This window comes from Actinoplanes sp. NBRC 101535, assembly GCF_030269225.1.
Taxonomy (GTDB): domain Bacteria; phylum Actinomycetota; class Actinomycetes; order Mycobacteriales; family Micromonosporaceae; genus Actinoplanes; species Actinoplanes rectilineatus.
Window position 1 is genome coordinate 641,439 of the sequence record NZ_BSSY01000003.1, and the last position, 26,780, is coordinate 668,218.

General features: G+C 71.3%; 27 protein-coding genes. 13 read left to right on the top strand and 14 right to left on the bottom strand.

Annotation, left to right across the window (positions count from 1 at the left end; translation table 11 throughout):
* The first annotated feature begins 12 nt into the window (after positions 1–12).
* Entirely contained in the window at positions 13–648 is a 636-nt protein-coding gene (locus QSK32_RS11905; RefSeq protein WP_285471889.1) for an acVLRF1 family peptidyl-tRNA hydrolase, read from the top strand.
* On the opposite strand, the gene ypfJ is transcribed toward QSK32_RS11905, so the two are convergent.
* On the bottom strand, positions 641–1,549 hold the full coding sequence (ypfJ, locus tag QSK32_RS11910) for a KPN_02809 family neutral zinc metallopeptidase (RefSeq protein WP_045741367.1): 909 nt from the start codon (positions 1,547–1,549) through the stop codon (positions 641–643). The genes QSK32_RS11905 and ypfJ overlap by 8 nt on opposite strands.
* A gap of 203 nt (positions 1,550–1,752) precedes the next feature.
* Here ypfJ and QSK32_RS11915 point away from each other — a divergent pair, with 203 nt between their 5' ends.
* The 4 genes from QSK32_RS11915 to QSK32_RS11930 all read left to right on the top strand — a co-directional run bounded on the left by QSK32_RS11915 (position 1,753) and on the right by QSK32_RS11930 (position 5,080).
* Entirely contained in the window at positions 1,753–3,357 is a 1,605-nt protein-coding gene (locus QSK32_RS11915) for an ABC-F family ATP-binding cassette domain-containing protein (protein ID WP_045741233.1), read from the top strand.
* Positions 3,358–3,785: 428 nt separating this feature from the next.
* On the top strand, positions 3,786–4,013 hold the full coding sequence (locus QSK32_RS11920; protein ID WP_014441759.1) for a helix-turn-helix domain-containing protein: 228 nt from the start codon (positions 3,786–3,788) through the stop codon (positions 4,011–4,013).
* Positions 4,010–4,807, top strand: a complete 798-nt coding sequence (locus tag QSK32_RS11925) for an enoyl-CoA hydratase/isomerase family protein (protein WP_045741232.1) — start codon at positions 4,010–4,012, stop codon at positions 4,805–4,807. The genes QSK32_RS11920 and QSK32_RS11925 overlap by 4 nt, the downstream gene beginning before the upstream one ends.
* A 63-nt stretch (positions 4,808–4,870) precedes the next feature.
* Positions 4,871–5,080 (top strand): hypothetical protein, encoded by a 210-nt coding sequence (locus QSK32_RS11930; protein WP_285471890.1) that lies wholly within the window; start codon positions 4,871–4,873, stop codon positions 5,078–5,080.
* A gap of 135 nt (positions 5,081–5,215) precedes the next feature.
* Here the strand turns inward: QSK32_RS11930 and mug are convergent, their stop codons facing one another.
* The 3 genes from mug to QSK32_RS11945 form a co-directional block, all read right to left on the bottom strand.
* A complete protein-coding gene (gene mug / locus QSK32_RS11935; RefSeq protein WP_285471891.1) occupies positions 5,216–5,800 on the bottom strand; it encodes a G/U mismatch-specific DNA glycosylase in 585 nt (194 codons plus the stop codon).
* Between the two features lie 71 nt (positions 5,801–5,871).
* Positions 5,872–6,633 carry an SDR family oxidoreductase gene (locus QSK32_RS11940; RefSeq protein ID WP_045741230.1) on the bottom strand — a complete coding sequence of 254 codons (762 nt, stop codon included), beginning with the start codon at positions 6,631–6,633 and terminating at the stop codon, positions 5,872–5,874.
* Positions 6,614–7,405 carry a helix-turn-helix domain-containing protein gene (locus QSK32_RS11945; protein WP_285471892.1) on the bottom strand — a complete coding sequence of 264 codons (792 nt, stop codon included), beginning with the start codon at positions 7,403–7,405 and terminating at the stop codon, positions 6,614–6,616. Before QSK32_RS11945 ends, QSK32_RS11940 begins: the two co-directional genes overlap by 20 nt.
* Positions 7,406–7,492: 87 nt before the next feature.
* On the opposite strand from QSK32_RS11945, the gene QSK32_RS11950 reads away from it, so the two are divergent.
* The gene (locus tag QSK32_RS11950) at positions 7,493–7,855 is read left to right on the top strand and encodes a nuclear transport factor 2 family protein (RefSeq protein WP_045741228.1); all 363 of its coding nucleotides are present in this window, start codon (positions 7,493–7,495) and stop codon (positions 7,853–7,855) included.
* Here QSK32_RS11950 and QSK32_RS11955 read toward each other — a convergent pair.
* The gene (locus QSK32_RS11955) at positions 7,852–8,598 is read right to left on the bottom strand and encodes an SDR family oxidoreductase (protein ID WP_285471893.1); all 747 of its coding nucleotides are present in this window, start codon (positions 8,596–8,598) and stop codon (positions 7,852–7,854) included. The two genes, QSK32_RS11950 and QSK32_RS11955, sit on opposite strands and share 4 nt — an antisense overlap.
* A gap of 67 nt (positions 8,599–8,665) precedes the next feature.
* Positions 8,666–9,244, bottom strand: a complete 579-nt coding sequence (locus tag QSK32_RS11960) for a TetR/AcrR family transcriptional regulator (RefSeq protein WP_045741226.1) — start codon at positions 9,242–9,244, stop codon at positions 8,666–8,668.
* A gap of 163 nt (positions 9,245–9,407) precedes the next feature.
* On the opposite strand from QSK32_RS11960, the gene QSK32_RS11965 reads away from it, so the two are divergent.
* From QSK32_RS11965 to QSK32_RS11975, 3 genes are all read left to right on the top strand, one after another.
* Entirely contained in the window at positions 9,408–10,055 is a 648-nt protein-coding gene (locus QSK32_RS11965; protein WP_045741225.1) for an HAD family hydrolase, read from the top strand.
* A 174-nt stretch (positions 10,056–10,229) separates the two neighbouring features.
* A complete protein-coding gene (locus QSK32_RS11970; RefSeq protein ID WP_045741224.1) occupies positions 10,230–11,147 on the top strand; it encodes a serine protein kinase RIO in 918 nt (305 codons plus the stop codon).
* Positions 11,144–11,377: a hypothetical protein gene (locus QSK32_RS11975; RefSeq protein WP_045741223.1), complete on the top strand. Its 234-nt coding sequence runs from the start codon at positions 11,144–11,146 to the stop codon at positions 11,375–11,377. The genes QSK32_RS11970 and QSK32_RS11975 overlap by 4 nt, the downstream gene beginning before the upstream one ends.
* Before the next feature lie 103 nt (positions 11,378–11,480).
* Here the strand turns inward: QSK32_RS11975 and QSK32_RS11980 are convergent, their stop codons facing one another.
* Both QSK32_RS11980 and acnA read right to left on the bottom strand, forming a co-directional pair.
* A complete protein-coding gene (locus QSK32_RS11980) occupies positions 11,481–11,726 on the bottom strand; it encodes a DUF2630 family protein (RefSeq protein WP_045741222.1) in 246 nt (81 codons plus the stop codon).
* 276 nt (positions 11,727–12,002) lie between these two features.
* Entirely contained in the window at positions 12,003–14,789 is a 2,787-nt protein-coding gene (gene acnA, locus QSK32_RS11985) for an aconitate hydratase AcnA (RefSeq protein ID WP_281179050.1), read from the bottom strand.
* 214 nt (positions 14,790–15,003) lie between these two features.
* Here acnA and pulA point away from each other — a divergent pair, with 214 nt between their 5' ends.
* Positions 15,004–18,180 carry a pullulanase-type alpha-1,6-glucosidase gene (gene pulA, locus QSK32_RS11990; RefSeq protein ID WP_285471894.1) on the top strand — a complete coding sequence of 1,059 codons (3,177 nt, stop codon included), beginning with the start codon at positions 15,004–15,006 and terminating at the stop codon, positions 18,178–18,180.
* A 5-nt stretch (positions 18,181–18,185) separates the two neighbouring features.
* Here the strand turns inward: pulA and QSK32_RS11995 are convergent, their stop codons facing one another.
* Entirely contained in the window at positions 18,186–19,265 is a 1,080-nt protein-coding gene (locus QSK32_RS11995; RefSeq protein WP_045741221.1) for a hypothetical protein, read from the bottom strand.
* A 30-nt stretch (positions 19,266–19,295) separates the two neighbouring features.
* Here QSK32_RS11995 and QSK32_RS12000 point away from each other — a divergent pair, with 30 nt between their 5' ends.
* Together QSK32_RS12000 and QSK32_RS12005 are read left to right on the top strand one after the other, a co-directional pair.
* The gene (locus tag QSK32_RS12000; protein WP_285471896.1) at positions 19,296–20,426 is read left to right on the top strand and encodes a DUF6891 domain-containing protein; all 1,131 of its coding nucleotides are present in this window, start codon (positions 19,296–19,298) and stop codon (positions 20,424–20,426) included.
* Between the two features lie 76 nt (positions 20,427–20,502).
* A complete protein-coding gene (locus QSK32_RS12005; protein WP_045741220.1) occupies positions 20,503–20,997 on the top strand; it encodes a hypothetical protein in 495 nt (164 codons plus the stop codon).
* 160 nt (positions 20,998–21,157) lie between these two features.
* Here QSK32_RS12005 and QSK32_RS12010 read toward each other — a convergent pair whose 3' ends face one another.
* Together QSK32_RS12010 and QSK32_RS12015 are read right to left on the bottom strand one after the other, a co-directional pair.
* Positions 21,158–22,630: an aminopeptidase P family protein gene (locus tag QSK32_RS12010; RefSeq protein WP_045741219.1), complete on the bottom strand. Its 1,473-nt coding sequence runs from the start codon at positions 22,628–22,630 to the stop codon at positions 21,158–21,160.
* Positions 22,631–22,718: 88 nt separating this feature from the next.
* Entirely contained in the window at positions 22,719–23,351 is a 633-nt protein-coding gene (locus tag QSK32_RS12015) for a hypothetical protein (protein WP_063775476.1), read from the bottom strand.
* A 91-nt stretch (positions 23,352–23,442) separates the two neighbouring features.
* Here QSK32_RS12015 and QSK32_RS12020 point away from each other — a divergent pair, with 91 nt between their 5' ends.
* A complete protein-coding gene (locus QSK32_RS12020; RefSeq protein ID WP_045741217.1) occupies positions 23,443–24,354 on the top strand; it encodes a carbohydrate kinase family protein in 912 nt (303 codons plus the stop codon).
* 4 nt (positions 24,355–24,358) lie between these two features.
* On the opposite strand, the gene QSK32_RS12025 is transcribed toward QSK32_RS12020, so the two are convergent.
* Genes QSK32_RS12025 through QSK32_RS12035 form a run of 3 tightly spaced genes read right to left on the bottom strand, consistent with a single transcriptional unit; the run spans position 24,359 to position 26,772 of the window.
* Positions 24,359–24,748 carry a thioesterase family protein gene (locus QSK32_RS12025; protein ID WP_045741216.1) on the bottom strand — a complete coding sequence of 130 codons (390 nt, stop codon included), beginning with the start codon at positions 24,746–24,748 and terminating at the stop codon, positions 24,359–24,361.
* Positions 24,749–24,757: 9 nt separating this feature from the next.
* Positions 24,758–26,260, bottom strand: a complete 1,503-nt coding sequence (locus QSK32_RS12030; RefSeq protein WP_285471897.1) for a PH domain-containing protein — start codon at positions 26,258–26,260, stop codon at positions 24,758–24,760.
* The gene (locus QSK32_RS12035; protein WP_045741214.1) at positions 26,257–26,772 is read right to left on the bottom strand and encodes a PH domain-containing protein; all 516 of its coding nucleotides are present in this window, start codon (positions 26,770–26,772) and stop codon (positions 26,257–26,259) included. The genes QSK32_RS12030 and QSK32_RS12035 overlap by 4 nt, the downstream gene beginning before the upstream one ends.
* Positions 26,773–26,780: the final 8 nt, after the last annotated feature.

Genomic DNA, 26,780 nt, shown 5'->3' on the forward strand with positions numbered 1-26,780 from the left:
TAGGCTGGCGGGATGGGTGAACGGGCGGCGGCCGGCGGCGGGAAGTGGGTGGACGTCGCGCCGGAACGGTTGCCGCGATGGCTGGAGAACTTCGGGGGCCGGCACGGCGCGTACACCGCGAGCGGTCTGACCGTGACCGGCGCGGACGGCGCGTCGGCGACGCTGCACGCCCCGCCCGGAGCCGGCCCGGTCACGACGATCGACGAGCTGATCGGTGCGGCGTCGCGGAGACGGCTGCTGGGCCTGCTCCTCGCGCGCAAGGGCGCGGTCGCCGTCGGCATCGCCGACGGACCGGAACTGATCACTTCCAAGGTGGACACGCACTACGTGCAGGGCCGCACGGCGGCCGGTGGCTGGTCACAGCAGCGCTTCGCGCGCCGCCGGGACAATCAGGCGAAGGCGGCCGCGTCGGACGGCGCCGGCATCGCGGGCCGCATTCTTCTGCCCCGGGTACGCGAGATGACCGCGCTCGTGACCGGCGGTGACCGCACGGCCGTCGACGCGATCCTTGCCGCGCCACCCTTGGCGGCGCTCGCCGCGTTGCGTCACGAGCGGCTGCTGGAGGTGCCCGAGCCACGCCACGCGGTGTTGGTGTCCGCGATCGCCATGGCCCGGGCTGTTCCGATTCTGATCAGAGAGGTCAGCTGACCGCGCCGGCGGCGAAGGTGTCGCACTTCTTCGGGTCGCCGGAGTCGTAGCCGACCCGGAACCACTGCTGGCGCTGCGCCGACGTGCCGTGGGTGAACTCCTCCGGGTTGACCTCGCCGCCGCCGCGCTGCTGGAGCGCGTCGTCGCCGATCTTGCCGGCGGTGTCGATGCCCTGCTGGATGTCCTCGTCGGTGAGGCTGGTGAAGATCTTGTCGCCGTCCTTGTCGGTCGTCGTCGACGCCGAGTGGGCCCAGGCGCCGGCGTAGCAGTCGGCCTGCAGCTCCAGCTTGACCGACTCCTCGTTGGCCGAGCCCGGGTCGCGTTCCTGGCGGCGGCGCATCTCCGCCTCGGTGCCCAGGACGTCCTGCACGTGGTGCCCGTACTCGTGGGCCAGCACGTACGGCTGGGCGAACTCGCCCGGCGCGCCGAGCTGATCGGCGAGCACCTTGTAGAAGGTCAGGTCGATGTACACCTTGTCGTCGGCGGGGCAGTAGAACGGTCCGACGCCGGAGTCCGCCGCGCCGCAGCCGGTGGTCACCTGGCTGGAGAAGATGTGCGTCTTGGCGGGCTGGTAGTCCTCGCCGAACGACTTCGGCAGCTGGTCACGCCAGTACGCCTGGATCGACGTCACGTAGAGGCCGTTGCGGCACTCCAGCGCCTGCAGTTTCTGCGCGTCGTCGCTGCAGCTGGTCAGGGGCGTGCCGGTCGACTCGCCGCTGCCGCCGCCGTTCATCACGTCGACGCCGAAGTATCCGCCGACCAGCATGAGAACGACGGTCACCACGATGCCGGCCAGGCCGCCGCCCCCGATGGGCAGGCCGCCGATGCCACCACCACCGCCGCCGCCGCGGCCGTCCTCGATCTGACTGGTGTCGATGTCGGCACGTTCGTTGAGTTCCATCTGTCCCACCTTCAGCACGGGTGTCCCCGCGTGTACCCGTTGATCTTGCAAATTAATCGGGTGGGAGGTGCCGTGCGGGGACCGGTAGTATGGCGGCGTGCTGCTCTGCGAAGGCTGACCGTGCCCGCGCCGACCGCCCCTACCCGGCGGCCGGCGCTTTCGTGTGCCCTGAGCCAGCCTGATTCCCGAGAGCGAGAGACTTCATGATCACCGCCACCGGACTGGAACTGCGCGCGGGATCGCGCATCCTGATCTCCCCCACCACCCTGCGGGTGCAGCCAGGTGACCGGATCGGCCTCGTCGGCCGCAACGGTGCGGGCAAGACCACCACGCTGAAGGTGCTGGCGGGCGAGGGCATCCCGTACGCCGGATCCGTCGAGCGGACCAGCGAGATCGGGTACCTGCCGCAGGACCCGCGCACCGGCGACCTCAACGTGACCGGCCGTGACCGGGTGCTGTCCGCCCGCGGGCTCGACGTCATCCTTGCCGAGATGCAGAAACTCGAGGTGCAGCTCGAGGAGAGCGCCGACGACAAACTGGTCCGGCGGTACGGCAATCTGGAGGACCAGTTCTCCGCCCTCGGTGGCTACGGCGCCGAGGCCGAGGCCGCCCGCATCTGCGCCAACCTCGGTCTGCCGGACCGCGCCCTGGCCCAGACCATCGGCACCCTGTCCGGCGGTCAGCGCCGGCGCATCGAGCTGGCCCGCATCCTGTTCGCCAACTCCGGGCAGAACGGCAAGGGCATCCTGCTGCTCGACGAACCGACCAACCACCTCGACCACGACTCGATCGCCTGGCTGCGCGGCTACATGGCGCAGCACAAGGGCGGCCTGATCGTGATCAGCCACGATGTCGAGTTGCTCGACGCCGCGGTCAACAAGGTGTGGTACCTCGACGCCAACCGCTCGGTCGTCGACATGTACAACATGGGCTGGAAGACGTATCTCGAGGCGCGCGAGACCGACGAGCGCCGTCGCCGCCGGGAGCGGGCCAACGCGGAGAAGAAGGCCGGTGCCCTGATGGCGCAGGCCGACAAGATGCGGGCCAAGGCCACCAAGACGGTCGCCGCGCAGAACATGGCGCGCCGTGCGGAGAAGCTGCTCGGCGGCCTGGAGGAGACCCGGACCTCGGACAAGGTCGCCAAGGTGCGGTTCCCGAGCCCGGCACCGTGCGGCAAGACCCCGCTGACCGCTGTCGGGCTGTCGAAGTCGTACGGCTCGCTGGAGATCTTCACCGACGTCAGCGTGGCGGTGGACCGCGGCTCCCGGGTCGCCATCCTCGGCCTCAACGGTGCCGGCAAGACCACCCTGCTGCGGATGCTCGGCGGACTGCTCGAGTCGGACACCGGTGAGGTCCGCGCGGGCCACGGCCTGCGGCTGGGTTACTACGCCCAGGAGCACGAGACGCTCGACGTCGACCGTTCGATCCTGGACCACATGCGCAGTGCCGCGTCCGAGCAGACGGACACCGAGCTGCGCAAGATCCTGGGTGCCTTCCTCTTCTCGGGGGACGACGTCGACAAGCCGGCCGGGGTGCTCTCCGGTGGCGAGAAGACCCGTCTGGCCCTGGCCACCCTGGTCTGTTCCGGCGCCAACGTGCTGCTGCTCGACGAGCCGACGAACAACCTGGATCCGGTCAGCCGCGAGCAGGTGCTCGACGCCATCGCCAACTACCCGGGTGCGATCGTGCTGGTCACGCACGATGCGGGGTGTGTGCAGGCGCTCAAGCCGGACCGCGCGATCCTGCTGCCGGACGGCGACGAGGACGCGTGGAGCGACGACCTGTTGGAGCTCGTCGAGCTGGCGTGAGTGTTCGCCAGGCCTGCATCGTCAGTTGTCAACTGGTGCCCACACAGACAGTGCGATGTTCGGGCGTTTGTGGGCAGGTCGGACGGGCCTGCCCGCGCCACGCGCACGGCCGAGTGTCACGCCCCGGAGCGGGATGACAACTCTCCGGAGCGGGTCTTGGGCTCTGGGTGAACTTGCCTCGATCGAGTGTTTCCGCAGGTGATCGATGGTCTTGGTGAGATGATCACTGAGTCCGGTGCGCGCCGGAAATGCGGTCCGAGGTGACGCCGGCAAAGTGTCTGACATTGATGCCGGTGGTAACCGTCAAGTTCCTGACAGTAATAAATGGGCACGTTCACGCACGCCGGATGCCTGGCGCATGATCGTTGGAGACGGTGTAATAGGTGGGACCGTATCTGACCGCACTGTCTGCGACGTGAGGATTCAAGATGGCAGCCACTGGCACAGCTACCAGTACTGAGAAGGGTCGTCGAATCGTCGGTAGCGAGCGGCAGTCGCTCGCCAAGGACCTGGTGAAGCGATACACCTCCGGCGAGAGCATCCGCGCGCTGGCCGCTTCCACCGGGCGTTCCTACGGATTCGTGCACCGCGTGCTCACCGAATCAGGCGTGCAACTGCGCCAGCGTGGCGGCGCGCGCCGCCGGAAGAAGGCGTGACGGCCGCCGACGCCGGGGTTTCCGCGGTATCCGCCGACGGGGCAGGCGTTCGCTACGAACAGGACGGGCCGGTCGCGACGGTGACGTTGTGCCGGCCCGATGTTCTCAATGCTCAGACTCCGGCCCTGTGGGCGGAGTTGGGCAACATTTCCCGGAAATTGCCGGGAGACGTACGGGTCGTCATTGTCCGTGGAGAGGGACGCGCGTTTTCCGCGGGCCTGGATCTGTCGGTGGTTCGCGGTGACGGCGATTCTTCTCTGGCGACCCTGGCACAGTTGTCCGCGTCCGAGTGCGCGGATCGCATTGCCGGCTTCCAGACCGCGTTCACCTGGTTACGCAGTCCCTCCATTGTGACGATCGCCGCCGTGCAGGGACACGCGATCGGGGCCGGCTTCCAGCTGGCACTGAACTGCGACATGCGTGTGCTCGCCGACGACGCGCGTTTCTCGATGGCCGAGGTGACCCTCGGACTGGTTCCCGATCTGGGCGGCACCAAACGGCTCACCGAGCTGGTCGGTCCGTCCCGGGCCCTGGAGATATGCGTGACCGGCCGGCGTCTCGCGGCGGACGAGGCGGACCGGATCGGCCTGGCCACGGCGGTCGTGCCCCGCGCCGACCTGGACGCGGCGGTCTCGGATCTGGCATCGGCGGTCCTGGCCGCCGACGCCGGCGCGGTCACCGAGATCAAGGCGTTGCTCGCCGGGGCGCCCCGGCGCTCCTACGCCGAGCAGGACCGGGCCGAGCGTGAGGCCCAGACCAGGCGACTCAGCGATCTGCTGGGCAGCGGCGAATAGCACAGCCCGCCTCCCGGGCGGTTGCGGCGCCTCGCGGCGCCCGGGAGGGCCTAAGGTGGGGCCATGACGGGGTTCCTCGTGTTCTTCGTGGTGTTCGGTGTGTTCTTGTGGCTGATGACCCGATTTGCGATCTGGGTGCGCGCCAAAGGCATCGGCGGCGGCATCATGGGCCCGATCGACGAGGCCTGGCACCCGTCGGCCGAGCGCTTCCGCCAGGAGATCTCCGTGCATGAGCAGCGCGTGCTGCCACCTCGGCCCGGCGACATCATCTAGGGGTACGCGTTCGGCGCTCCCACGACCGCCACACGGCCGCACCCGTCCCACGGCTGTCCGCGCCCCGGTGCCCGCTCCCGGCCCGTGCCGCGCAACGAGCCCCTTGCCGGGTCCGGGCCGTCCCGCTCGCCCGGGTCACGCGGAGTCGGCGACTGTCCGCAGAGCGGTGAACTCGGTGATCAGAGCGGGCAACTGGAAGTGCGCGTTGAGGCCGCTCGGGTTCGGGAGCACCCAGACCCGGGCGTCACCGATACCGTCCGGTTGGAGGCCGATCCGGGCCCGGGGACGGGCGAAGGCCGCACGGTAGGCGGTCACCCCGAGGATCGCCACGAAACGTGGTGCGGTACGGCGTACCACCTCGGTCAGGATCTCCCCGCCCGCCGTGAGTTCGGCAGGGGTGAGCTCGTCCGCGCGGGCCGTGGCCCGCGCGGCGACGTTGGTGATGCCCAGGCCGAGAGCGGGCAGCAGGTGCTGCTCGGACGGGTGCAGCAGCCGGCCGGTGAAACCCGCGCCGTGCAGCGTGGGCCAGAACCGGTTGCCGGGACGGGCGAAGTGGAAACCGGTGGCGGCCGACCACAGGCTCGGGTTGATGCCGGAGAACAGCACCCGCAGATCGGGGCCGATCACGTCGGGGATGGTCCGTCCGGCGGCCGCGGCCACCTCGTCGGCGCTCGGCTTCCGGAACCCCGCCGGTGGCTCGGCCGTCGGTCTCGTGACCACGGGTCGCCCGGTCGTCGCTGCCTCGGTCACGGCCCGGCCGGTGGGCGATGCTTCGACCACGGGGCGGCCGGTCACAGCGTGCGCAGCGAGCCGCCGTCGATCGCGACGGCAACCCCCGTCACGTAACTCGCGGCGGGCGACAGCAGGAACGCCGCGACCCGGCCGAACTCGGTCGGATCGCCGATCCGCTTGAGCGGCACCGACGCGGCGGCCTCGGCGGCGGCCGTCGCGGGATCACCGGTGGCCGCCCACAACTCCTTGTTGCGACCGGTCATGAACCGGCCCGGCATCAGGCTCAGCACGCGGACGCCGCGCGGTGCGAACTCGTCGGCCATGTCCTTGGCCACCATCGCCAGGCCGGGGCGCAGCCCGTTGGAGAGCCCGAGACCGGCCAGCGGCGTCCGGACCGAGGTGGACAGCACGAGACCGATCGCGCCACCCTCCGGAAGGGCGTGCGCGACCGTGCGGGCCAGCCGCACCGACCCCAGGAAGACCGTCTCGAACGCGGACCGCCACTGGTCGTCGGACATCCCGGCGGCGGTGCCCGGGGTGGGCCCGCCGACCGAGATCAGCGCCCCGTCGAGACGGCCGAACCGGTCCTGCGCCGCGTCCACCAGCTCACGGGCCACCTCCGGGTCGGCCAGATCGGCGGACACCCCGAACGCGTGATCGGCGCCGCCCAGCGCGGCCACCGCCTCGGTGACCCGGTCGGCGTCCCGGGAGGAGATCACCACCCGGGCGCCGTCGGCGACGAGCGCCTGGGCGGTGGCGAAGCCGAGGCCGCGGGAGGCTCCGGTGAGGACGAAGACGCGATCAGCGAGCCCGAGATCCATGCACCGATCCTGCCACCTCTCGCGCCGGCCGTGCGCCCAGCGCGGCGGCGGTCTCGTCGTCGGCGGGCAGGAACGCCTCGACGGCGAGTTCGCTGAGGGTGACGTCGCGCGGGGTGCCGAGGACGCTGGTGACGCTGAAGAAGCACAGGCCGTCGAAGCGCAGCGGGACGACCAGGCCGTCCGGGCGGTCGGCGGCCTCCCCGCCGGGATACCCGGACAACTCCGCGTGGAGGGCGCGCAGGACGGGGTCCCCGGTGGCGGTGGCCTGCCGGTCGAGGCGGTGCAGCAGATGGGTCCGCCACTGCGGCAGGTTGCCGATCCGCGGCGCCATCCCGTCCGGGTGCAGGGCCAGCCGCAGCACGTTGACCGGTGGGGTGAGCAGTGCCGGGGTGCAGCCGGCGGTGAACCGGGCGACTGCGGCGTTGCCGTCCACCATGGTCCAGTGCCGGTCGACGAGGACCGCCGGGTACGGCTCGTGCCCGGCCAGCACGTCCCGCAGCGCGGCAAGCACGCCCGCCAGGCGGGGCCCGTCCACCTCGGACTCCTCGTAGGCGGGTGCGTAGCCGCCGGCGAGCAGCAGCTCGTTGCGGGATCGCAGTGGAACGTCCAGCTCGTCGGCGAGCCGCAGGATCATGCCGGGGGTGGGCCGGGACCGGCCGGTCTCCACGAACGACAGGTGCCGCGCCGAGACACCGGCCCGGCCGGCCAGGGCGAGCTGACTCATCCGCCGTTCGCCGCGCCACTGCCGCAACAGCCGTCCCACGTCCGCCATGGCCGGATCGTAGGCGGGCGGCCGGGTGCGCGGCGATTACCTGGCGGGTAATCGACGGGACGACCGGTCCGGCGGCACAGTCGGGGCATGGATTTCACGGAGATCATCGAGCGGTATCTGGCGGTCTGGAACGAGGACGACGCGGTGGCCCGGCGGACCGCGATCGACGAGGTGTGCGCCGAGAACGTCCGGTACGTGGACCCGATGGCGGCGGTCGACGGCCGGGCGGCGCTGGACGCGCTGGTCGAGGGGGTGCGCAAGCAGTTCGGTGGGCTGGTGTTCAGCCTGGGCGGGCCGGTGGACGCGCACCACGACCAGGCGCGGTTCACCTGGCATCTGGGTGCGCCGGGGGAGGAACCGTTGGTGATCGGGTTCGACGTCGTCGTGCGGGACACCCAGGACAGGATCATCACCGTGTACGGGTTCCTGGATCGCGTTCCCGGTCATTAGCCCATCACGTGGCCGCCGTTGACGGCGATCCGTTCGCCGGTGACGAAGCGGGCACCGTCCGAGGCGAGGAACGCGACCACGTCGGCGACCTCGGCGGGCGTGCCCATCCGGGCCAGCGGCACGTCCCGCCGGTACCGCTCGACGTGCTCGGCGCCGATGGCGGCGTGCCGTTCGACCGGGATCCAGCCGGGCGCCACCAGGTTGACGGTGATGCCGAGCGGACCGATTTCCCGGGCCCAGGTGCGGGTCAGGGAGAGCTGGGCGGCCTTGGCGGCGGCGTACGCGGACATGCCCGGCTCGGCCCGCTCCGGCATGTCCGATCCGATCTGGACGATCCGGCCGCCGCCGAGCCGTCGCATCCCGGGCAGGGCCGCCTGCATCAGCAGGGTCGGGCTCTTCACGAAGAAGCGCAGCTGGTCGAGGTGGTGCTCCCAGGTGACCTCGGTGGCCGGGCGGGACGGCTGGGGTCCGGTCGCGTTCGGCACCAGCACCCGGACCGGGCCGAGCCGGGCCTCGACGGCGGGGAGCAGCGCGGCGACGTCGTCCTCGTCGGTGACGTCGGCACGGAACGCCGCGGCCGTCCCGCCGGCCGCCACGATGCTGTCGACGACCCGTGCGGCGTCCTCCGGGTCGGGCAGGTGGTTGACCGCCACCGGCCAGCCGTCGGCGGCCAGGCGGCGGGCGATGTGCGCGCCCAGACCGCGGGACGCGCCGGTGACCAGGACCGAACCCTGCGATGCCATCGGACCTCCCGGACCGGTGTCGGATGTCGCCGGGTCCCGGGCCGGTGTCCGGTCTGCCGGGACGGTGTCAGTGGCGCCGGACGGCCTCTTCGACGACGTCGAGGACCCCGGCCAGCTCGCCCGGGGGCCGTCCGGTCGCCAGGTGCAGCACCAGCCCGTCGTAGGCCAGCTCGAGGAACTGGGCGAGCATGTCCACCGGGACGTCCAGGCGGAGCACACCGGCCTCCCGCTGGCGTTCCAGGCGCTCGCGGGTGGCCTCGGCGATGGCGGCGGAGCGTTCGGCCCAGCGCTTGGCGAACGCCGGGTCGGTCCGTAGCCGGTGCGAGACCTCCAGCTGGGTGCCGAGCCAGCCGGCCGTGTCACCGTCGCTGGAGCCGGCCCGGTCGAGCAGGTCGCGCATCACCTGGACCAGGCCGTTGCGGGCGACGGTCTCGACCATCGCGGCGGCGTCGTCCTCGGCGGTCGCGAGGAACAGCGACTCCTTGTCACGGAAATGGTGGAAGATCGCACCACGGGACATGCCTGTCGCCTCCTCGAGACGACGAACGGTGGCACCCTCGTAACCGTACCGGGCGAAACAACCGCGGGCGGCGCTGAGGATTTCGTGGCGACGCGCGTCTAGCTGATCCTGACTCACCCTGGGCACATGCTGATCGTGTCATGGGCCCGGGGACCGTTGCAATCCGTACGTACGGCTTCCAATTGTGTCGCGCCCCTCGATCGGATGATGCGAATTTCGTCATGGAACGGGGGCATTGTTAACGGTCCTGGGCTGTTCGGCTCCGTGAGCGCTCACGTACAGTGCCCGCGTGCCTCTAGTCTTGCTCGCACTGGACGACACCCTGCTCGACCGCAGTGGTGCGTTCCGTCTGTGGGCCAAAGGCTTCATCGACGAGATCTCCGCACCCCAGGAGGACCTGGAGTGGCTTGTCTCGGTGGACGCCGACGGGCTCACCTCACGGTGGGACCTGGCCGACCTGATATGTGACCGCTACCAGCTCAAAGTTCCGTCGATCGATCTGGTCGACGAGTTGTACGAGGGGCCCCTGGCATTCGAGCGCCTGGATCCGCTGGTCGGGTGCGCATTGGAGATCGCCGCTGACGCCGGGATCGTCCCGGTGGTGGTCACCAATGGCAACTCCGAACAGCAGGAAGGGCGGATCCGGCGTACGGGGCTGGACCGTTATGTCGCCGATTGGGTGATTTCCGAGCAGTGCGGGGTGAGCAAGCCGAACCCGCGCATCTTCGCGCTCGCCGCCCAACGGGTCCGGATGCGGCTCGCCGGCGCCTGGGTGGTCGGGGACAGCCCGGAGGCGGACATCGGTGGCGCGGCCGCGCTGGGCCTACCGAGCGTCTGGCTGCACCGGGGCCGGGAGTGGATGGACACCCGGTTCGCGCCGACACGCATCGTCGGCAACGTGATCCAGGGTCTGTCGGCGATCATGGCCACACGGTGATGTAAATGGGTTGCGCGGATCGTCGGGATCCGTAAGAGTTTGGCCCGCGCCGGTCGTGGCGTGTCGTCAAGGGCCTGTGCCCGCGAGAGAGAAGGGGGTGGACCCCATGGCTGTCTTTGTGATGCCTGCAGTCCTGCCTTCCCCAGTTGAATCTTTCTCCGAGGAGACCCTTCAGTGCGCGAGCACGACTCTGACGGCCCGGCCACCCTGCGCCGCGGACGCCGCAAGTTCGACGACGACGAATCCGACTTCCTGAAGCGGGGCCGGCTCGAGCCGGCCCTGAAAGAAGACCCCGACCTGCCCGACGAGGGCGACGGCTGGTCCACCTGGGACGCCGCTGAGCAGGGTCCCGACCCACGGCCCGACTGGGTCCGCACCGAGCACGGCGCCGTGGACACCGAACTCGGCATTCTCAAGACCGGCAAGGAAGCCGACGTCTTCCTGGTCCGGCGCTACCTGCCGTCCACCGGCGCGTTCAGCATGCTGGCCGCCAAGCGTTACCGCGACGGCGAACACCGGATGTTCCACCGCGACGCCGGTTACCTCGAAGGGCGCCGGGTCCGCCGGTCCCGGGAGATGCGGGCGATGACCAACCGCACCTCCTTCGGCAAGGAGCTGATCGCCGGGCAGTGGGCGGCCGCCGAGTTCGGCGCGCTCAGCCGACTGTGGCAGGTCGGCCAGGAGAGCGGGCTGATCTGCGTGCCCTACCCGGTGCAGCTGATCGGCACCGAGGTCATGCTGGAGTTCGTCGGCGACTGGGAGACCGGTGAGGCGGCTCCCCGGCTCGCGCAGGTGCGGGCCGACGACGATACGCTGGCCGACCTGTGGCGGCAGATGACCGACGCGCTGTCGGTGCTGGCCCGGGCGCAGGTCGCCCACGGGGACCTGTCGCCGTACAACATCCTGGTCCACCGAGGGCGACTCGTCCTGATCGACCTGCCGCAGATCGTCGACGTGATCGCCAACCCGCGAGGCGGCGAGTTCATCGCCCGCGATGTGCACAACGTGGCGAACTGGTTCCGGGCCCGCGGGCTTGCGGTCGACGCGGACGGGCTGGTCGAGCGTCTGCGCTACGAGGCGGGGCTCCGGTGAGCGCCGCGGATTCGCTCCGGGCCGGGCGGTCGCTCCTGCTCGCGGTCGGCCCGCTGGTCCTGCCGGCCGGTCCCACGGGACGGTCGGTGGCTCGCCCGGGCGGCGCCACGACGACGGAGACCGGTCCCGGGGCGGTGGCCCGTGCCGGGACGGCGGTGCGCGCCGGGACGACAGCCGGTCCGAAGGCGCAGGTCGTGCCGGGGGCCCGGACCGGTCGGCGTACCTGGTGAGACCCGCGGGGACGCCGGTGCCCGCGGACGGTCGCGAACGGTGGCCGGCTCGTCCGTGGGCCGCGGGTGCTGCGGCCGTCGTGGGGCGACGGCCGCAGCCGGGTCACTGGATGTAGCCCTCGACCTCGCTGACGGAGTGGGCGTTCTCCGCGTCCGGGTCGTTGCCGACGTCGCGGGCGGCACGGCGCCGGCGCAGCAGGTCCCAGCACTGATCCAGGGACTCCTCCAGTGCCTTGAGCCGGGCGTGCTCCTCGTCGGAGGAGATCGTGCCCTGGCTCAGGGCCTGACGGAGCTGGTGTTCCTCGTCGACGAGCCCGCTGATCCGGGACAGCACAGTCTTGTCATCCATTCCCGAATCCTATTCACCGGCGGGCGGGGAGAGGCGACTCACCGGGGTGGTGACCGTGGGCGCAACCATTTACGCAGGTCGCCCGGTGGCCTGAGCGTTTCGGACGCGCAGCGGCCGGCGAAGACCGCCGGGCCCTCGGCGGGAGCGACGGTCCGTACCCACCACCCCGCTACGACATCGATCTTCCGATTCTGATCGGGAAACCCGCGGGGAGGACCGTCGGGAAGCAGAACGCCCCGCCTTCCACAACGGAAAGCGGGGCGTCGGCGTGCTGCGTCAGCCGCGGAGCATCTTGCGGAGGACGTACTGCAGGATGCCGCCGTTGCGGTAGTAGTCCGCCTCGCCGGGCGTGTCGATGCGGACGACCGCGTCGAATTCCTTGCCCGAGTCCGTCGTCACCTTGACCGTGCGCGGCGTGGAGCCGTCGTTGAGCTCGGTCACGCCGGAGATCGAGAAGGTCTCGGTGCCGGTGAGGCCGAGCGACTCGGCGTTCTCGCCCTGCGGGAACTGCAGGGGCAGGACGCCCATGCCGATCAGGTTGGAGCGGTGGATGCGCTCGTAGCTCTCGGCGATGACGGCGCGGACGCCCAGGAGCATGGTGCCCTTGGCGGCCCAGTCGCGCGACGATCCCGAGCCGTATTCCTTGCCGGCCAGGATGACCAGCGGGACGCCGGCTTCCTGGTACGCCACGGAGGCGTCGAAGATCGTGCTCTGCTCGCCGGTCAGGTGGTTGAGCGTGAAGCCGCCCTCGACCCCGTCGAGCAGCTGGTTGCGCAGCCGGATGTTGGCGAAGGTGCCACGGATCATGACCTCGTGGTTGCCGCGGCGCGAGCCGTAGCTGTTGAACTCGGCGCGCGGGACGCCGTGCTCGGCGAGGTACTTGCCCGCGGGCGAGTCCGGCTTGATCGAGCTGGCCGGGGAGATGTGGTCGGTGGTGACCGAGTCGCCCAGCTTGGCGAGGACGCGCGCGCCGGCGATGTCCTTCACCGGGGACGGGTCGGCCTGCATGCCCTCGAAGTACGGGGGCTTGCGGACGTAGGTGGAGTCCTCGGACCACTCGAACGTCTTGCCGGTCGGGGTGGGCAGTGACTGCCACTGCTCGTCGCCGGCGAAGACGTCCTGGTAGGCGGCGCTGAAGCCTTCGGCGCCGATCGCCGAGGAGATGACGTCGTCGATCTCCTTGGAGCTCGGCCAGATGTCGTCGAGGTAGACCGGGTTGCCGTCGCTGCCGGTGCCGAGGGGCTCGGTGGTGATGTCGATGTCCATCGAGCCGGCCAGGGCGTAGGCCACGACGAGCGGCGGGGACGCCAGGTAGTTCATCTTGACGTCCGGGTTGATCCGGCCTTCGAAGTTGCGGTTGCCGGAGAGCACCGAGACCGCGGTCAGGTCGGCCTCGTTGATCGCCGCCGAGACCTCCTCGGGCAGCGGCCCGGAGTTGCCGATGCAGGTGGTGCAGCCGTAGCCGACCAGGTTGAAACCGATCTTGTCCAGGTACGGCGTGAGGCCGGACCGGTCGTAGTAGTCGGAGACGACCTTGGAGCCGGGGGCGAGGGTGGTCTTGACCCACGGCTTGCGGGTCAGGCCCTTCTCGACCGCCTTCTTGGCGAGCAGCGCCGCACCGATCATCACCTGCGGGTTCGAGGTGTTGGTGCAGGAGGTGATCGCGGCGATGACGACGGCGCCGTGGTCCAGCTCGTAGGTCACACCGTCGTCACCCTTGACCACGGTGGGCTTGGAGGTGCGGCCGGCGGCGCCGAGGGCGGCGCTGAAGGCATGCGGCTTGTCGGCCTCGTCGGAGACGCCGTTGGCGGGCGCGTCGGAAGCCGGGAACGATTCCTCGCTGGCCTCGTCGGCGTGGCCGTGCGGCGCGGTGTAGTTCGGCAGCGCACCACGGAAGGCCTGCTTGGCCTCGGAGAGCAGGACCCGGTCCTGCGGGCGCTTCGGGCCGGCCAGCGACGGGACGATCGTCGACAGGTCCAGCTCGAGCTTCTCCGAGTAGTCCGGCTCGGCGTTCGGGTCCAGCCACAGGCCCTGGCGCTTCGCGTACGCCTCGACGAGCGCGACCTGCGCGTCGGAGCGGCCGGTGAGCTTCAGGTAGTCGATGGTCTGGTCGTCGATCGGGAAGATCGCGACGGTGGAGCCGTACTCCGGCGACATGTTGCCGATGGTCGCGCGGTTGGCCAGCGGCACCGCGCTCACGCCGGGGCCGTAGAACTCCACGAACTTGCTGACCACGCCGTGCTTGCGCAGCATCTCGGTGATCGTGAGGACGAGGTCGGTGGCGGTGGTGCCGGCCGGGGCCTCGCCGAACAGCTTGAAACCGACGACCCGCGGGATCAGCATGCTGACCGGCTGGCCCAGCATGGCGGCCTCGGCCTCGATGCCGCCGACGCCCCAGCCCAGCACACCCAGGCCGTTGACCATGGTGGTGTGCGAGTCGGTGCCGACCACGGTGTCCGGGTACGCCTGACCGTTGCGCTCCATGATCGTGCGGGCCAGGTATTCGATGTTGACCTGGTGCACGATGCCGGTGCCGGGCGGGACGACCTTGAACTCGTTGAACGCGGTCTGACCCCAGCGCAGGAACTGGTAGCGCTCGCGGTTGCGCTGGTACTCCAGCTCGACGTTGCGCTGGAAGGCGTCCTCGCGGCCGAACAGGTCGGCGATGACCGAGTGGTCGATGACCATCTCGGCGGGGGAGAGCGGGTTGACCTTGGTGGGGTCGCCGCCCAGCTCCTTGACGGCCTCGCGCATGGTGGCCAGGTCGACCACGCAGGGAACGCCGGTGAAGTCCTGCATCAGCACCCGTGCCGGGGTGAACTGGATCTCGACGTTGGGGTCGGCGTTGGAGTCCCAGCTGCCGAGCGCGGTGATGTGGTCGGCGGTGATGTTCGCGCCGTCCTCAGTCCGCAGCAGGTTCTCCAGGAGGATCTTCAAGGAGTAGGGCAGGCGCTCGTGCCCCTTCACCTTGTCGATCGTGAAAATCTCGTAGCTCGCGTCTCCGACGCGCAGCTCGCTCTTCGCACCAAAGGTGTCGAGGCTGGCCACCGTCATCTCCTTCACACCCGACGACTGGAAGTCGAAGTCTGTCGCACCGAAAGGGCGCCCTTCGGGTTAGGTATGCCTAACTCTCGGTTCACTTCTCCGGTAAACCGTACGTCCGTCTTGCTAGCCATCGCAAGGCGGGGTCCCTTCGACGATCCTCTCAGTCCCGGCGCCTCCGGGCTTCGTGTTCGCGATCGCCGATCAGCGTCCGGAAAACTGCGAAGATGTTTCGGTGACCACGATCGAGATCACCGCGGACACGTCCTCCACCGCTCTGAACAGCCCTGACTGGCTGATCGTGCACTACCACCGTGCGGACGGTGACTACGACGGCTGGCTGCTGCACGCCTGGGGTGACGTCGACGAACGCCGGCTGTACCCGGACGGTGCGCCGTTCGCCGGCGACGACGCCTACGGGCGCTTCGCCTGGGTGCGGCTCGCGCCGGGTGCCCATGAGGTGGGATTCCTGGTCGTCCACCGGGACGGCGCGAAGGACGTGACCACCGACCGCCGGGTTGCGGTCGACGCGGGCGTCGGCGAGATCTGGCTGCACGCCGGCGATCCCCGGGTGCTCACCGAGGCGCCGATGCCGGCGCCTGCTCCCGATCCCGGCTTCGCCGTGATCCATTACCACCGGCCGGACGGTGACTACGGCGAGTGGGGTCTGCACTGCTGGGAGGGTGTTCCGGAGCCGTTGAAGACCTCGTGGGGTACGCCCAAGGCGCCCGATCGCTACGACTCCTTCGGTGCGGTCTTCGAGGTTCCGGTGCGGGCCGGCGCGGTGGGGCTGCGGTTCGTGCTGCACCGTGGCGAGGAGAAGGACCTCCCGGACGACCAGCGGCTCGACCTGACCGTGGCCCGGGAGGTGTGGGTGACCGCCGGAGTGGCGGCGCCGGTGCGCCCGGACCTCGGCACGCTCGGTCCGGAGCTGGATGCGGCGCGGTCGTTCGCGGTGTTCCTGGACCGGGGCACGCTGGCGCTGCCGGAGTGGATGGTCGCTGTCGACTTCTCCCTGGGTTCGCTGCCGTTGGTGCCTCGCCCCGGGGGCCTCTTCCAAGCGCAAAGTCGGAAATTTCCGCACTTGAGATCTTACCGAGCCTTTGCCATTCCGGAAATGTCGGACTTGGCGTTGGCGGAACTTCTCCGTGATCAACTGGTGGTGACCGGCCGGGATCGTGACGGGCGGGAAGTCGCACGAACGGGCGTGCAGCTGGCGGGAGTGCTCGACGAGCTCTACGCCGACGCGCTCGACGTGCCGCTCGGCCCACAACTCGACGGCGACGACCCGCACCTCGCCGTCTGGGCGCCGACCGCCCGCGAGGTCGCCCTGGAACTGTTCCGGACCGTCGACGACGAGCCGAAGGTCCTGCCGATGGACCGCGACGACACCACCGGCGTCTGGTCCCTTCCGGTCAAACGCAAGTGGTTCGGCCGCTACTACCGGTACCGCGTCGAGGTCTGGCACCCGGCCGCCCAGCGGATCGTCACCACCAGCGTCACCGACCCGTACTCGATCTCGCTCGCCGCCGGCTCCACGCACAGCCAACTCGTCGACCTGTCCGACCCGGAGCTGTGCCCGCCGGGCTGGAACACCGGCGGGGAGCTGCCGCCGGTCGCCCCGGCCCGGATGCAGATCTCCGAACTGTCGGTCCGCGACTTCTCCATCGCCGACCCCACCGTGCCGGACGGCGAGCGCGGCACGTACCTCGCCTTCACCCACGCCGGCTCGCACGGCATGCGGCACCTGCGCTCACTCGCCGAAGCCGGCCTCACCCACGTGCACCTGCTGCCGGTCAACGACTTCGCCTCAGTGCCGGACCGGCGCTCCGAGCAGGCCGTACCCGCCTGCGACCTGGCCGCCCTGCCGCCCGACTCGGAGGCGCAGCAGGCCGCCGTGATGGCCGTCGCCGACCGGGACGGCTACAACTGGGGCTACGACCCGTGGCACTGGACCACGCCGGACGGCAGCTACGCCCACGACCCGGACGGCAGCGCCCGCGTGCGCGAGATGCGCTCGGCGGTCGCCGCCCTGCACGCGGCCGGCCTGCGGGTGGTCCTCGACGTGGTCTACAACCACACCATGCACGACGGCCTCGACCGGTTCAGCGTGCTGGACCGGCTGGTGCCCGGGTACTACCACCGGCTGCTCGCCGACGGCAGCACCGCCGAGTCGACCTGCTGCCCGAACACCGCGACCGAACACGCCATGATGGGCCGCCTCGTGGTGGACTCGCTGGTCACCTGGCGCCGGGCGTACCGGGTCGACGGGTTCCGCTTCGACCTGATGGGCCACCACCCGAAGGCGAACATCCTGGCCGCCAGGGAGGCGTTGGGGGCCGGCGTCGCCCTCTACGGCGAGGGGTGGAACTTCGGGGAGGTCGCCTACGACGCCCGGTTCGTCCAGGCCACCCAGGTCAACATGGCCGGCACCGGGATCGGCACCTTCAACGACCGGCTGCGCGACGCGGTCCGCGGTGGTGGCTCGTCCGGCGATCCGAGCGTCCGCGGGTTCGCGAGCGGTCTCGGCTCGGAGACCCCGCTGTGGCTGCACGACCAGATCAAAGTCGGACTGTCGGGGGCGCTGGCGGCGTACCGGTTCGTCACCCACACCGGCGCCGAGCACAGCGGCTCACAGATCGACTACAACGGCTCACCCAGCGGGTACGCCCACGACCCGGGCGAGGCGGTCAACTACGTCGACGCGCACGACAACGAGATCCTGTACGACGCGATGGCGTTCAAACTGCCGGTCGCGCTGGACCCGCTGGACCGGGCCCGGATGCAGGTCCTCGCCCTGTCGCTGGTGGTGCTGAGCCAGGGTGCCGGGTTCGTCGCCCTGGGCAGCGAACGTCTGCGGTCGAAGTCGCTGGACCGGAACTCGTACAACTCGGGGGACTGGTTCAACCAGATCCGCTGGGACCCGGCCGACGGGAACGGGTTCGGGGTGGGACTGCCGCCCTGGCCGGACAACGGCGACAAGTGGGACCAGGCCCGGCCGCTGCTCGGCGAGGCGTCGCTGGTCCCGCCGGTGGAGGCGGTCGAGCTGACCGCCGAACGCTACCGGGAGCTGCTGCGGATCCGCCGGTCGTCACCGGTGTTCGGGCTGCCGACCGCGGAGGAGGTGCAGCGGCGGCTGACGTTCCCGCTGGGCGGTCCGGGGGAGACACCCGGGGTGATCGTCATGTGCCTGGACGGGACCGGGCTGGACCCGCGCTGGCGGGCCGTCGTGGTGGTCTTCAACGTGACCGATCAGGCCACCCGGCAGGTGGTGCCGGACGTCGTCTCCTTGCGGCCGCACCCGGCACAGGTGTCGTCGGCTGATCCACTGCTGCGCGGGGCGGCGGCGTTCCCGGACGGTGCGGTAGAGGTGCCGGGACGGTCGGTAGCGGTGTTCGTCAGTCCGATCTGAGGGATTCACCCGTCGAAACGGCTCCAGCGGAAGCCCGGATCGCGCAGATCGCGCAACGCCCAGCGGCGGGACGCGCCCACGTGGATCCGGCGGCGATCACCCTCGCCGCCGGTCGCCACGATCAGACCCGGCGCCGCGTGGTGCACGGTGTCGTCGGCCGGGATCCGGGCCGGTTCCAGCGGCACCGGCTGCAGCGTGGCGTGGAAGCGTTCGGCCTGCTCGACGTCGACGTCGGCCCACGCCCCGAACGGGCTCTCCAGGGCCGCGGTGCTGAGCACGAACTGCAGCAGGAACCCGCTCAGCGGCTCCCGCTCGCGCAGCGGGTCCTCCTCCCGCGGCTCCGGCTCGGGACGGCCGGCCGCCTGGGCGCGAGCCCGCCGCAGCGAGGCCAGACCGTCGTACCAGACCGGCGGGTCGGGCTGCGCCAGGTCGGTGAGGATCGTCCAGGCGCCCTGGTTCTCCCGGCCGATCACGGTCAGGCCGCCGATCCAGGTCCGGTACCGGTGCGCCTCGATCAGGGTCTGCAGACGGCCCAGCATCTCCGGGCGGTCCGCGGCGATCTCGTGGAACGCGGCCAGGGCCGGCGGCAGACCCTCGGTGGCGGCCCCGGCCAGGCGGGGCGTGCCGTACCAGCCGGTGACGAAGGCGCGCAGGGCGGCGACCGGGTCGGCGGGCAGCCGGTCCAGCCAGGCGACACCCGGCAGGTCCACCTCGGCGAGCGGACGGGCCCGGTCGAGCACCTCGTACGACAGGCGCTCCTCCACCCGCAGCCCGGCCGTGGCCAGCTGCCCGGACTTGTCGAACGTCCCGTCCGCCAGATGCAGCCGGCCCAGCGACAGGTAGCCGTCGAACACCCGGACGAAACCGAGCAGCGGCCCGCGGTCCAGCAGGGTCGCCACCGGCGCGGGCAGATCGCGCAACACGATCCGGTCCGCGGTGCGCACCCCACTGCCCTGCGGCCGGTCGCCCGGCGCGATCACCACGACGCCGGCATCCGGTCCCACGAGATACTGGGCGTTCTCCGCGGAGAACCGTTCGGGGTCCGGGCCGGTGGCGGCGAGGATGTCTGCCCAGGTGCTGATCACTTCGCGAGACTAGTTGCTACGGTGCGGTCCATGGTGCTGGAAGAGATGGAGCACACCGCCCGGGAGTACGTATCCACCCAGGTCGCGCGGGGTGGACACGACTGGTTCGGTGTTGTCGAGGGTGTCGTCGAGCACCTGCACGGCTCCGCGGAGCCCGCGGAGATCCGGCGGATCGCGGTGCCACTGGCGGCCGAGGCGTTCGCCGCGCACCGGGCCGCCCAGGACGGCTGGCCGGTCTGGACCGACAACGACCGGCTCACCGACGCGTTCCGGGAGCTCGACGCGGCCGGGGTGACCGCCCGGGAGGACTTCGCCTGCTGCCGGAACTGCGGAGAGACGGACCTGGGCGGGAACGCGGCATACGCGTTCTACCACGAGCAGGACGCCGAACGGGCGGTGCGCGGCGACGGGGTGTGGATCGCCTTCGGGCCGGGCGTGGCGGCCGGCGAGCAGGTGGCGGCGGCGCTGCGGGCCGAAGGGCTGTACGTGGACTGGGACGCCGTCGCCGGGCAGCGGATCCACACCCGGGTGCGGTGGGCGCGGCGGCGGCACGGGCGGATGGCGGCGTACCCGGACCGCCCGGCGACCCGCACGATCCCGGTGGAGGTGGTCCGGGGGAGGCTGCCCGGCGCCGGTGGGGAGTACGCCGACAACGAGCTGGAGCAGGTGCTGCTGCCCTGGCTGCCGTCCGGTGTCGCGGTCCGGCTCGCGGACGGCGTGGTGGTGCACCGGGAGTTCGACCGTCTCGTCGACGATCAGGGCCGCTCCGCGGGACGGTTCCACGGCCTCCGGCTGCTGGACGGACAGCCGACCGCCGCCGAACCCGAGGCGGGACTGCTGGAGGTCACCTACGAGGCGCTGCCGGACGGGACCCGGCAGGGCGACGGCCGCCCGATGACCGCTCCGGAGGCCCGGGACGTGCTACGCGGCATGCCCCCGCGGTCCCGGTCGTGGCTGTGCGCGGTGAGCCGTTCGGAGCGGGTGGTGCAGATGGTGTACGAGGACGGCGGCCTCTGGCTGGAGACCCCGGACGTCGCCCGATCCGCCTCGGTCGGTAAGTACGCGACCCTCGACGAGGCGGAACGCATGCTTGCCGTGCTGGCCGCCGAGGACCGGGTGGCCATCGACGAGCTTCCCGGTGTGACGGTCAAACCCTGGTGATGATCGGGGGCGTGCGCGGCTGCGCTAGATTGCGCCGCGTGGCCGCCGGAGGGGTGGCCGCGGAGCGGAGGTCCCGGTGCGGTTCGCCCTGTCCCTGAGCGCGGTGGTCCTGGTCGGGCTGGCCGGCGGTTGCACCTCGTCCGACGAGTCTCCGGAGACGCCCGCGCCGTCGACCGCAGCGTCCCCGCCGGCGTGGAGCGAGCCGGCGGCGTACTCGTTCGTGCTGAGTCGCGGCTGCGACGAGAAGGCCCCGATCGGCCGCTATCAGGCCACCGTCGCGGACGGCGTGATCACCGCGGCCACACCGGTCGGCGGGGCGGCGCCCGTTCCGTCGGCGTCCGCTTCCTCGTCCGAGGAGGATCTCGGCCCGGCCAACGGCCAGGAGGGCGAGGAGATCGAGGTGCCGACCCTCGCCGAGCTCGTCGTGATGGCCGAGACGGCGAAGGAGGACGGCGCCGAGGTGACCACGGTCCAGGACGGCACCGACGGCCACCCGGTGTCGGTCAGCATCAACGTGACCGACACCGTCGACGGCGCCGAGTGCTGGTTCGTCTCCGACTACAAACCCTGACCAATCGGTGTGTGGATTTCGGGCGCCCTCGGCGCCCGAACTCACCACACGTCCTGGGGTGTGTGGATTTCGGGCGCTCTCGGCGCCCGAACTCACCACGCCTCCTGGGGTGTGTGGATTTCGGGCGTCCTGGACGCCCGAAATCGACACACGGGGTGGGTCAGCCGGGGAGGCGGGGACCGGCCTCACGCTGGGCGGCCAGCCACTGCTCGACCTCGCCGGAGGACCGGGGCAGGCCGTCCGACAGGTTCTTGCAGCCGTCCGCGGTGACCAGCACGTCGTCCTCGATCCGGACGCCGACGCCGCGCAGTTCCTCGGGCACCAGGTCGTCCTCGGCCTGGAAGTACAGGCCCGGCTCGACGGTGAGGACGTAACCCTCCTCGAGGGTGCCGTCCCGGTACGCCTCCTTGCTCGCGTTCGAGCAGTCGTGCACGTCGATGCCGAGCATGTGGCCGAAGCCGTGCAGCGTCCACCGGCGGTAGACGGTGCTGCGCTCGCTCATCGCCTCGTCCACGCTGACCGGCAGCAGGCCCAGGTCGTGCAGCCCTTCGGCGAGGACCTGCATGCACGTCCGGTGGATCTCCTTGAACGCCACCCCGGGACGGACCGCGTCCATGCCGGCCTGCTGGGAGGCGTGCACGATGTCGTACACCTGGCGCTGCAGGGGGGTGAACGTGCCGTTGACCGGGACCGTGCGGGTCACGTCGGCGGTGTAGAGGTTGTCGCCCTCGACACCCATGTCCATCAGCAGCAGCTGACCGGGAGCGGTCATGCCGGTGTTGCGGATCCAGTGCAGGATCGTCGCGTGCGGCCCGGAGCCGACGATCGAGGAGTAACCCACGTCGTTGCCGTCGTGCCGGGCACGCAGGCCGAAGACGCCCTCGAGCAGGCGCTCCTTGACCGGGCGGTCGGCGGGCAGGACCCGGGCGACGTCCTCGAAACCGGCGACGGTGGCGTCGATCGCGGCCTGCAACTGCGCGATCTCCCACTCGTCCTTGACCAGCTTGAGCTCGGAGATCACCTTGGCCAGCTCGCGGTCGCGGGGCTTGGCGCGGTCCGGCTCGTACGCCAGGATGGCGCGGTCCACGTTCGCGTCGAAGCCGCGCAGCACCCGGGTGCGGCCCGGGGCGGAGTGCGCCAGGACCGGGCCGAGACCGCCCAGCGACGCGGTCTGCAGGCCCAGCTCGGTGGACTTCTCGGCCAGGGTGTGGGTGCGCCCGACCCAGAGCTCGCCGTTGCGGTCCCGGAAGAAGCGGTCGGTCTCCTTGGAGTTGCGCTCCCGGGTGTGCAGCACCGCCTCGTGGCCGGAGGCCGTCGGGTGCAGCACCAGCACACTGTCCGGGTCGTGGTCACCGGTCAGGTAGAAGAAGTCGCTGCCGGGCCGGAACGCGTGGTCGGTGTCGTTGGCCCGGACCTTCTCGTTGCCGCTCGGGATGATCAGCGTCTCACCGGGGAAGGCCTCGGAGAGAGCCGCCCGGCGTTTGGCGTAGTTGGGGACCTCGGGCAGCGGCGAGACGGACAGGTGGTCCTCCCGCCAGCCGCTGCGCATGAACTGCAGGAACGCCTCCGGGAAGTCGGGGTCGTGCGACTCCGTCTTGGGCGTTGGCTGCGTGCCGCCGCTCTGCTCGGCCATGGTGGGGTGCCTCCGTTCCTCTCCTCGCCCCGACGGTACAGCCTGAGCGTCCGGTGGAGAGGCCCGGGACGGGCCCGGGCCCCGCGGGTCAGCGAGCCGGCTTCGAGTACTGGCTGTGCCGGGTCAGGCAGGCGACCCGGGCACCGGCCTGACCGGCCTCACCGGGGTCGGTGTGGGTGTGCTCGGTGTGCAGGACCACCGACCAGGCCGGGCGGCCTGCGTCGAAATGCCAGTTCTGCTCGGCGGTGGCGGCACCGGTGCCGTGCGCGTCGGTGGTGAAGTCCAGCCAGACCTCGTTCTCCGGGTTGGCGTACTCCGGGTCGACGGACGGCTTGCCGGGGCCGGCCGCCGGGTCGACCTCCTGCTGGTAGTGCGGTCCGGCGTCGTCCGGCAGCTTGCCGCACGGGTTGAGGTGCAGGTGGGCGCCGTACCCCCGGCTCGGTGCGAGGCCGAGCGCGGTGAGCCGGACGACGGTGGTGTCGTCGGTCTCCTCGGTGCTGAACAGGATCTTCGCGCCCTCGGGGACGGCCGCGGTGTCGTAGGTGACGGCGTCCGCGCCCGCGGCCCAGGACCGGAAGGTGCCGCCACTGACCTCGCCGGGGAGTAACGCCGCGGGCGCCGAGGCGCTGGGCGAGGGCGAGGGGGCGGCCGGGGCGGCGACGGCGGCAGAGCAGGCGGCGAGGGCCAGCGGGGCGGCGAGGATCATCAGTCGACTCATCATGGGGTGAATTGTCGCAAATTGTGCATTATCGAGATGTCGAGCACCGCCATGGTGGCCTCGTGGTGTCAGCGGCGGGGTGAGAGGCTGAGGCATGGGTTACGCGATGGTGATGGGCGAGGCGCTGATCGACCTGCTCGAGGCGGACCTCGACGGGGAACGGATCTACCGTCAGGCGATCGGCGGCGCACCCCTCAACGTCGCCGTCGGCGTTGCCCGGCTGGGCGGCCGGGTCACCTACGCGGGCACCCTGAGCGGCGACATCCTCGGCGACCGGCTGGCGGACTTCCTGCACGAGGCGGGCGTCGGCGGCGACGGGATCCGCCGGGTGCCGGTCCCCACCACCCTCGCCGTCACCACGTTCGAGGGCGCTGAGCCGAGTTTCACCTTCTACGGCGAGCCCCCGTCGTACGCGCAGCTCACCCCGGCCGACCTGGACCCGTCGACGATCGCCGGAGCGGCGGTGCTCTACACCGGCTCGATCTGCCTGCTGCGCGAGCCGTTCCGGTCCGCGGCCCGGCAGGCGTGGGCGGTGCCCGGCCCGATCCGCGTCTTCGACCCGAACGTCCGCCCCACACTGCTGCCCGGCGCGGCCGCGGTGGCCGAACTGCGCGACCTGGTCGAGGAGTTCGCCGCCACCGCCGACCTGGTCAAGCTCAGCGCCGCCGACGCGGCCGTCCTCTACGGCGACACCGATCCGGTCGAGCGGCTCGGCGCCCGGGCCGTGGTGGTGACCCGCGGCGCGGACGGCGCCCGGGTGACCGCCTTCGGCGAGAGCATCGACCTGCCCGCACCCGCGGTCGCCGCGATCGACGCCACCGGCGCCGGTGACTCGGTGATGGCCGCGCTGATCAGCCGCCTGCTCGAGCACGGACGGCCGGCCGGCGCGGACGACTGGCGCGAGCACGTCGCGTTCGCCCTGTCGGTGGCCGGCCTGGTCTGCGAACGGCCGGGCGGCGCCACCGCCATGCCCACCGCGGCGGAACTGGCCGCGCGCTGGGGCTGAGCCGCTAACCCAGCGCCCGGCCGATGAACTTCTGCCGGTCCAGTAGCACCCGCTCGATGCGGACCTCGGCGACCAGCGTCTCACCGTCGTGGACGGTCACCTCGAAGAGCAGCTTGCGCCCGTCCACCTTGGTCAGCGTGGCGGTCGCGGTCACCCGGCGGCCGACCGGCGTCGGCGCCCGGTGCTCCACCTCGGCGCGGGTGCCGACGGTGGTGACCCCGCCGGGGATCTGCCGGGCGGTCGCGGCGACCGTGGCCGCCTCGGCGAGGGCGAGAACCCGCGGTGTGCCGAGCACCGGGACGTCACCGGACCCGACCGCCTGCGCGGTGTCGGCGTCGGTGACCAGCAGCTCGACCCGCGCGCCGAGACCGGGCGAGAACTCCGGGAACTCCATCAATCGAGTTTAGTGCGGTGTGGCCTGGACGGCGCGAGCCCGACGGGAGCGGGAGGCGAGTTCGTCGGCGATCGCCCACGCCTCGGCGAGGTCCCGGTCCCGGGCGATCCCGGCCCGCCCGCCGGCCGTGTCGGCGTAGACCGTGGCCAGGCCGAGCATCCGCTGCACCGGACCCTGGACGACCCGGACGCTCTGCAGCCGGGCGTAGGGGACCAGGCTCATCTCCCGGGTCACCCGCCCCCAGCGGGTCACGAACACGTCCGGCGTGAATCCCGCACCGTGGAACCGCAGGCTGATCGGATGCAGCCAGCGGGCCCGCGACGGCGGCGGCGAGGTGGCCATCGCGGTCAGCTCCACGCCGGGCATCACGGTGGCGATCAGGGCACGCGCGGTGTCCAGGTCGCCGACCGGGAGCAGCCGGTCGGAGCTGTTGTCGTTCCCGGACTCCGGCACGGACACCCCGGCGATCTCCAGGCGCAGCATCAGCCAGCGTTTCGGGCGCCAGAGCAGCGGCCAGGTGATCCGCAGCGTCTGCACCCGCCGGGTGGGCACCACCTGGCTGCGGGTCTCGGTCAGGCCGTAGTGCAGCACCAGCCGGCCGTCCCGGTCCTGGGAGACGCGGAAACCCCAGTCGGCGAGCACCCGGCGGATCGGCTGCAGCAGCACACCGGCCATCGCGGTGACCGTGCTGGCGATGCCGACGAAGGTCCATGACCCCTCCAGCACGAACTGCATGATCACCCAGGCGAGACCGATCGGCAGGAAGAACGCCTGCGGGGTGAGCAGCTGGCTGGTCAGCAGGTTCTCGTTGCGGACCTGGTGCAGCGCGATCTCGGCGGGCGGTGCGGCGACGGGCGGCGCCGCCGGGTCCGCCGGGCTCGGGCTCTCTTCAGGAGCCACCACGGGGGTACGCCCGGAGAGCGCGAGCAGTCGCTCCCGAAGGGCACTCGCCTCCCGGACCGTCAGGTAGGCCAGTGGTGCCTCGGTCTTGCCGCCGCCGACCACCTCGAGCCGTAGCTCCGCGAGGCCGGTGATCTGGGCCAGCAGGGTCCGGCGCAGTTCCACCGACTGCAGCCGGTCGAGGGGGATCGCCCGGGTACGCCGCCAGATCAGGCCCTCGGTGACCCGCAGTTCCCGGCCGACCACCTGGTATCCGGTGGTGAACCAGCCGATCACCGAGAAGATCACGACGGCGACCGCGAGGGCGGCCACCACCATGGCGAAGTGCAGCGGGCCGAGCTGGGACAGCGTCTGCCAGGAGAGCGCGGCGACGATGACCACCAGGCTCTTGGCGCCCTTGAGGAGCGGGCTCAGTGGGTGCAGCCGCTGCCGGGGTTCCGCCTCCGCGGGTGGCCGGGCGGGCGGCAGGGCCTCGTTCTCGGTGGGCAGGCCGGGGTACGGCGGCGGGGTGACGGTCTTTTCCGGGCCGGTGGGGGCGTTCTCTTCCAGGCCGGTGGGCGCGGGCTCTTCCGGGCCGGTGGGCGCGGGGTGGAGAGGTCCGGTGCTGGTCACAGGCCCTCGGCCCGGTCCTCGCCGAGGGCGGTCAGCCGGTCGCGCAACCGGGCCGCCTCCTCGGGTGGCAGCCCGGGGACCCGGGCGTCGCTGGCCGCCGCGGCGGTGTGCAACTGGACGGTGGCCAGCCCGAACGCCCGCTCCAACGGTCCGGCGGTGACGTCCACGTACTGCATCCGCGCGTACGGGACGATGGACAGGTGCCGGACCAGCAGGCCGTGCCGGACCAGCAGGTCGTTGTCGCGTTCGGCGTATCCCCAGGCCTGGACCGCGCGGGCGGCCACCACCACCCGCCAGATGCCGGTCAGCACCTCGACGCCGAGCGCGACCAGCCAGGCCGGATGTTCGGCGAAGAACCAGCCGGTGATCAGGCCGGCGGCGAACACCACGGTCCAGGTGACGATGCCGATCAGCTGCACCCAGAACAACTTGCCGGAGACCGGGCGCCACTCGACGGTGTCCGGCCATGGTTCGAGAGCATCGACAACGGTACGTACCGACGGGTCACTCACAACGTGAA

What these genes read in the sequence shown, in the direction of transcription:
- QSK32_RS12020 (WP_045741217.1), top strand. Translation starts at nt 23,443, where the DNA reads ATGGGTTACGCGATGGTGATGGGCGAGGCGCTGATCGACCTGCTCGAG.
- QSK32_RS12010 (WP_045741219.1), bottom strand. Translation starts at nt 22,630, where the DNA reads ATGGCCGAGCAGAGCGGCGGCACGCAGCCAACGCCCAAGACGGAGTCG.
- QSK32_RS11930 (WP_285471890.1), top strand. Translation starts at nt 4,871, where the DNA reads ATGACGGGGTTCCTCGTGTTCTTCGTGGTGTTCGGTGTGTTCTTGTGG.
- QSK32_RS11950 (WP_045741228.1), top strand. Translation starts at nt 7,493, where the DNA reads ATGGATTTCACGGAGATCATCGAGCGGTATCTGGCGGTCTGGAACGAG.
- QSK32_RS11905 (WP_285471889.1), top strand. Translation starts at nt 13, where the DNA reads ATGGGTGAACGGGCGGCGGCCGGCGGCGGGAAGTGGGTGGACGTCGCG.
- QSK32_RS11920 (WP_014441759.1), top strand. Translation starts at nt 3,786, where the DNA reads ATGGCAGCCACTGGCACAGCTACCAGTACTGAGAAGGGTCGTCGAATC.
- QSK32_RS11980 (WP_045741222.1), bottom strand. Translation starts at nt 11,726, where the DNA reads ATGGATGACAAGACTGTGCTGTCCCGGATCAGCGGGCTCGTCGACGAG.
- QSK32_RS11915 (WP_045741233.1), top strand. Translation starts at nt 1,753, where the DNA reads ATGATCACCGCCACCGGACTGGAACTGCGCGCGGGATCGCGCATCCTG.
- ypfJ (WP_045741367.1), bottom strand. Translation starts at nt 1,549, where the DNA reads ATGGAACTCAACGAACGTGCCGACATCGACACCAGTCAGATCGAGGAC.
- QSK32_RS12025 (WP_045741216.1), bottom strand. Translation starts at nt 24,748, where the DNA reads ATGGAGTTCCCGGAGTTCTCGCCCGGTCTCGGCGCGCGGGTCGAGCTG.
- QSK32_RS12000 (WP_285471896.1), top strand. Translation starts at nt 19,296, where the DNA reads ATGGTGCTGGAAGAGATGGAGCACACCGCCCGGGAGTACGTATCCACC.
- QSK32_RS12015 (WP_063775476.1), bottom strand. Translation starts at nt 23,351, where the DNA reads ATGATGAGTCGACTGATGATCCTCGCCGCCCCGCTGGCCCTCGCCGCC.
- QSK32_RS11945 (WP_285471892.1), bottom strand. Translation starts at nt 7,405, where the DNA reads ATGGCGGACGTGGGACGGCTGTTGCGGCAGTGGCGCGGCGAACGGCGG.
- QSK32_RS11940 (WP_045741230.1), bottom strand. Translation starts at nt 6,633, where the DNA reads ATGGATCTCGGGCTCGCTGATCGCGTCTTCGTCCTCACCGGAGCCTCC.
- QSK32_RS11955 (WP_285471893.1), bottom strand. Translation starts at nt 8,598, where the DNA reads ATGGCATCGCAGGGTTCGGTCCTGGTCACCGGCGCGTCCCGCGGTCTG.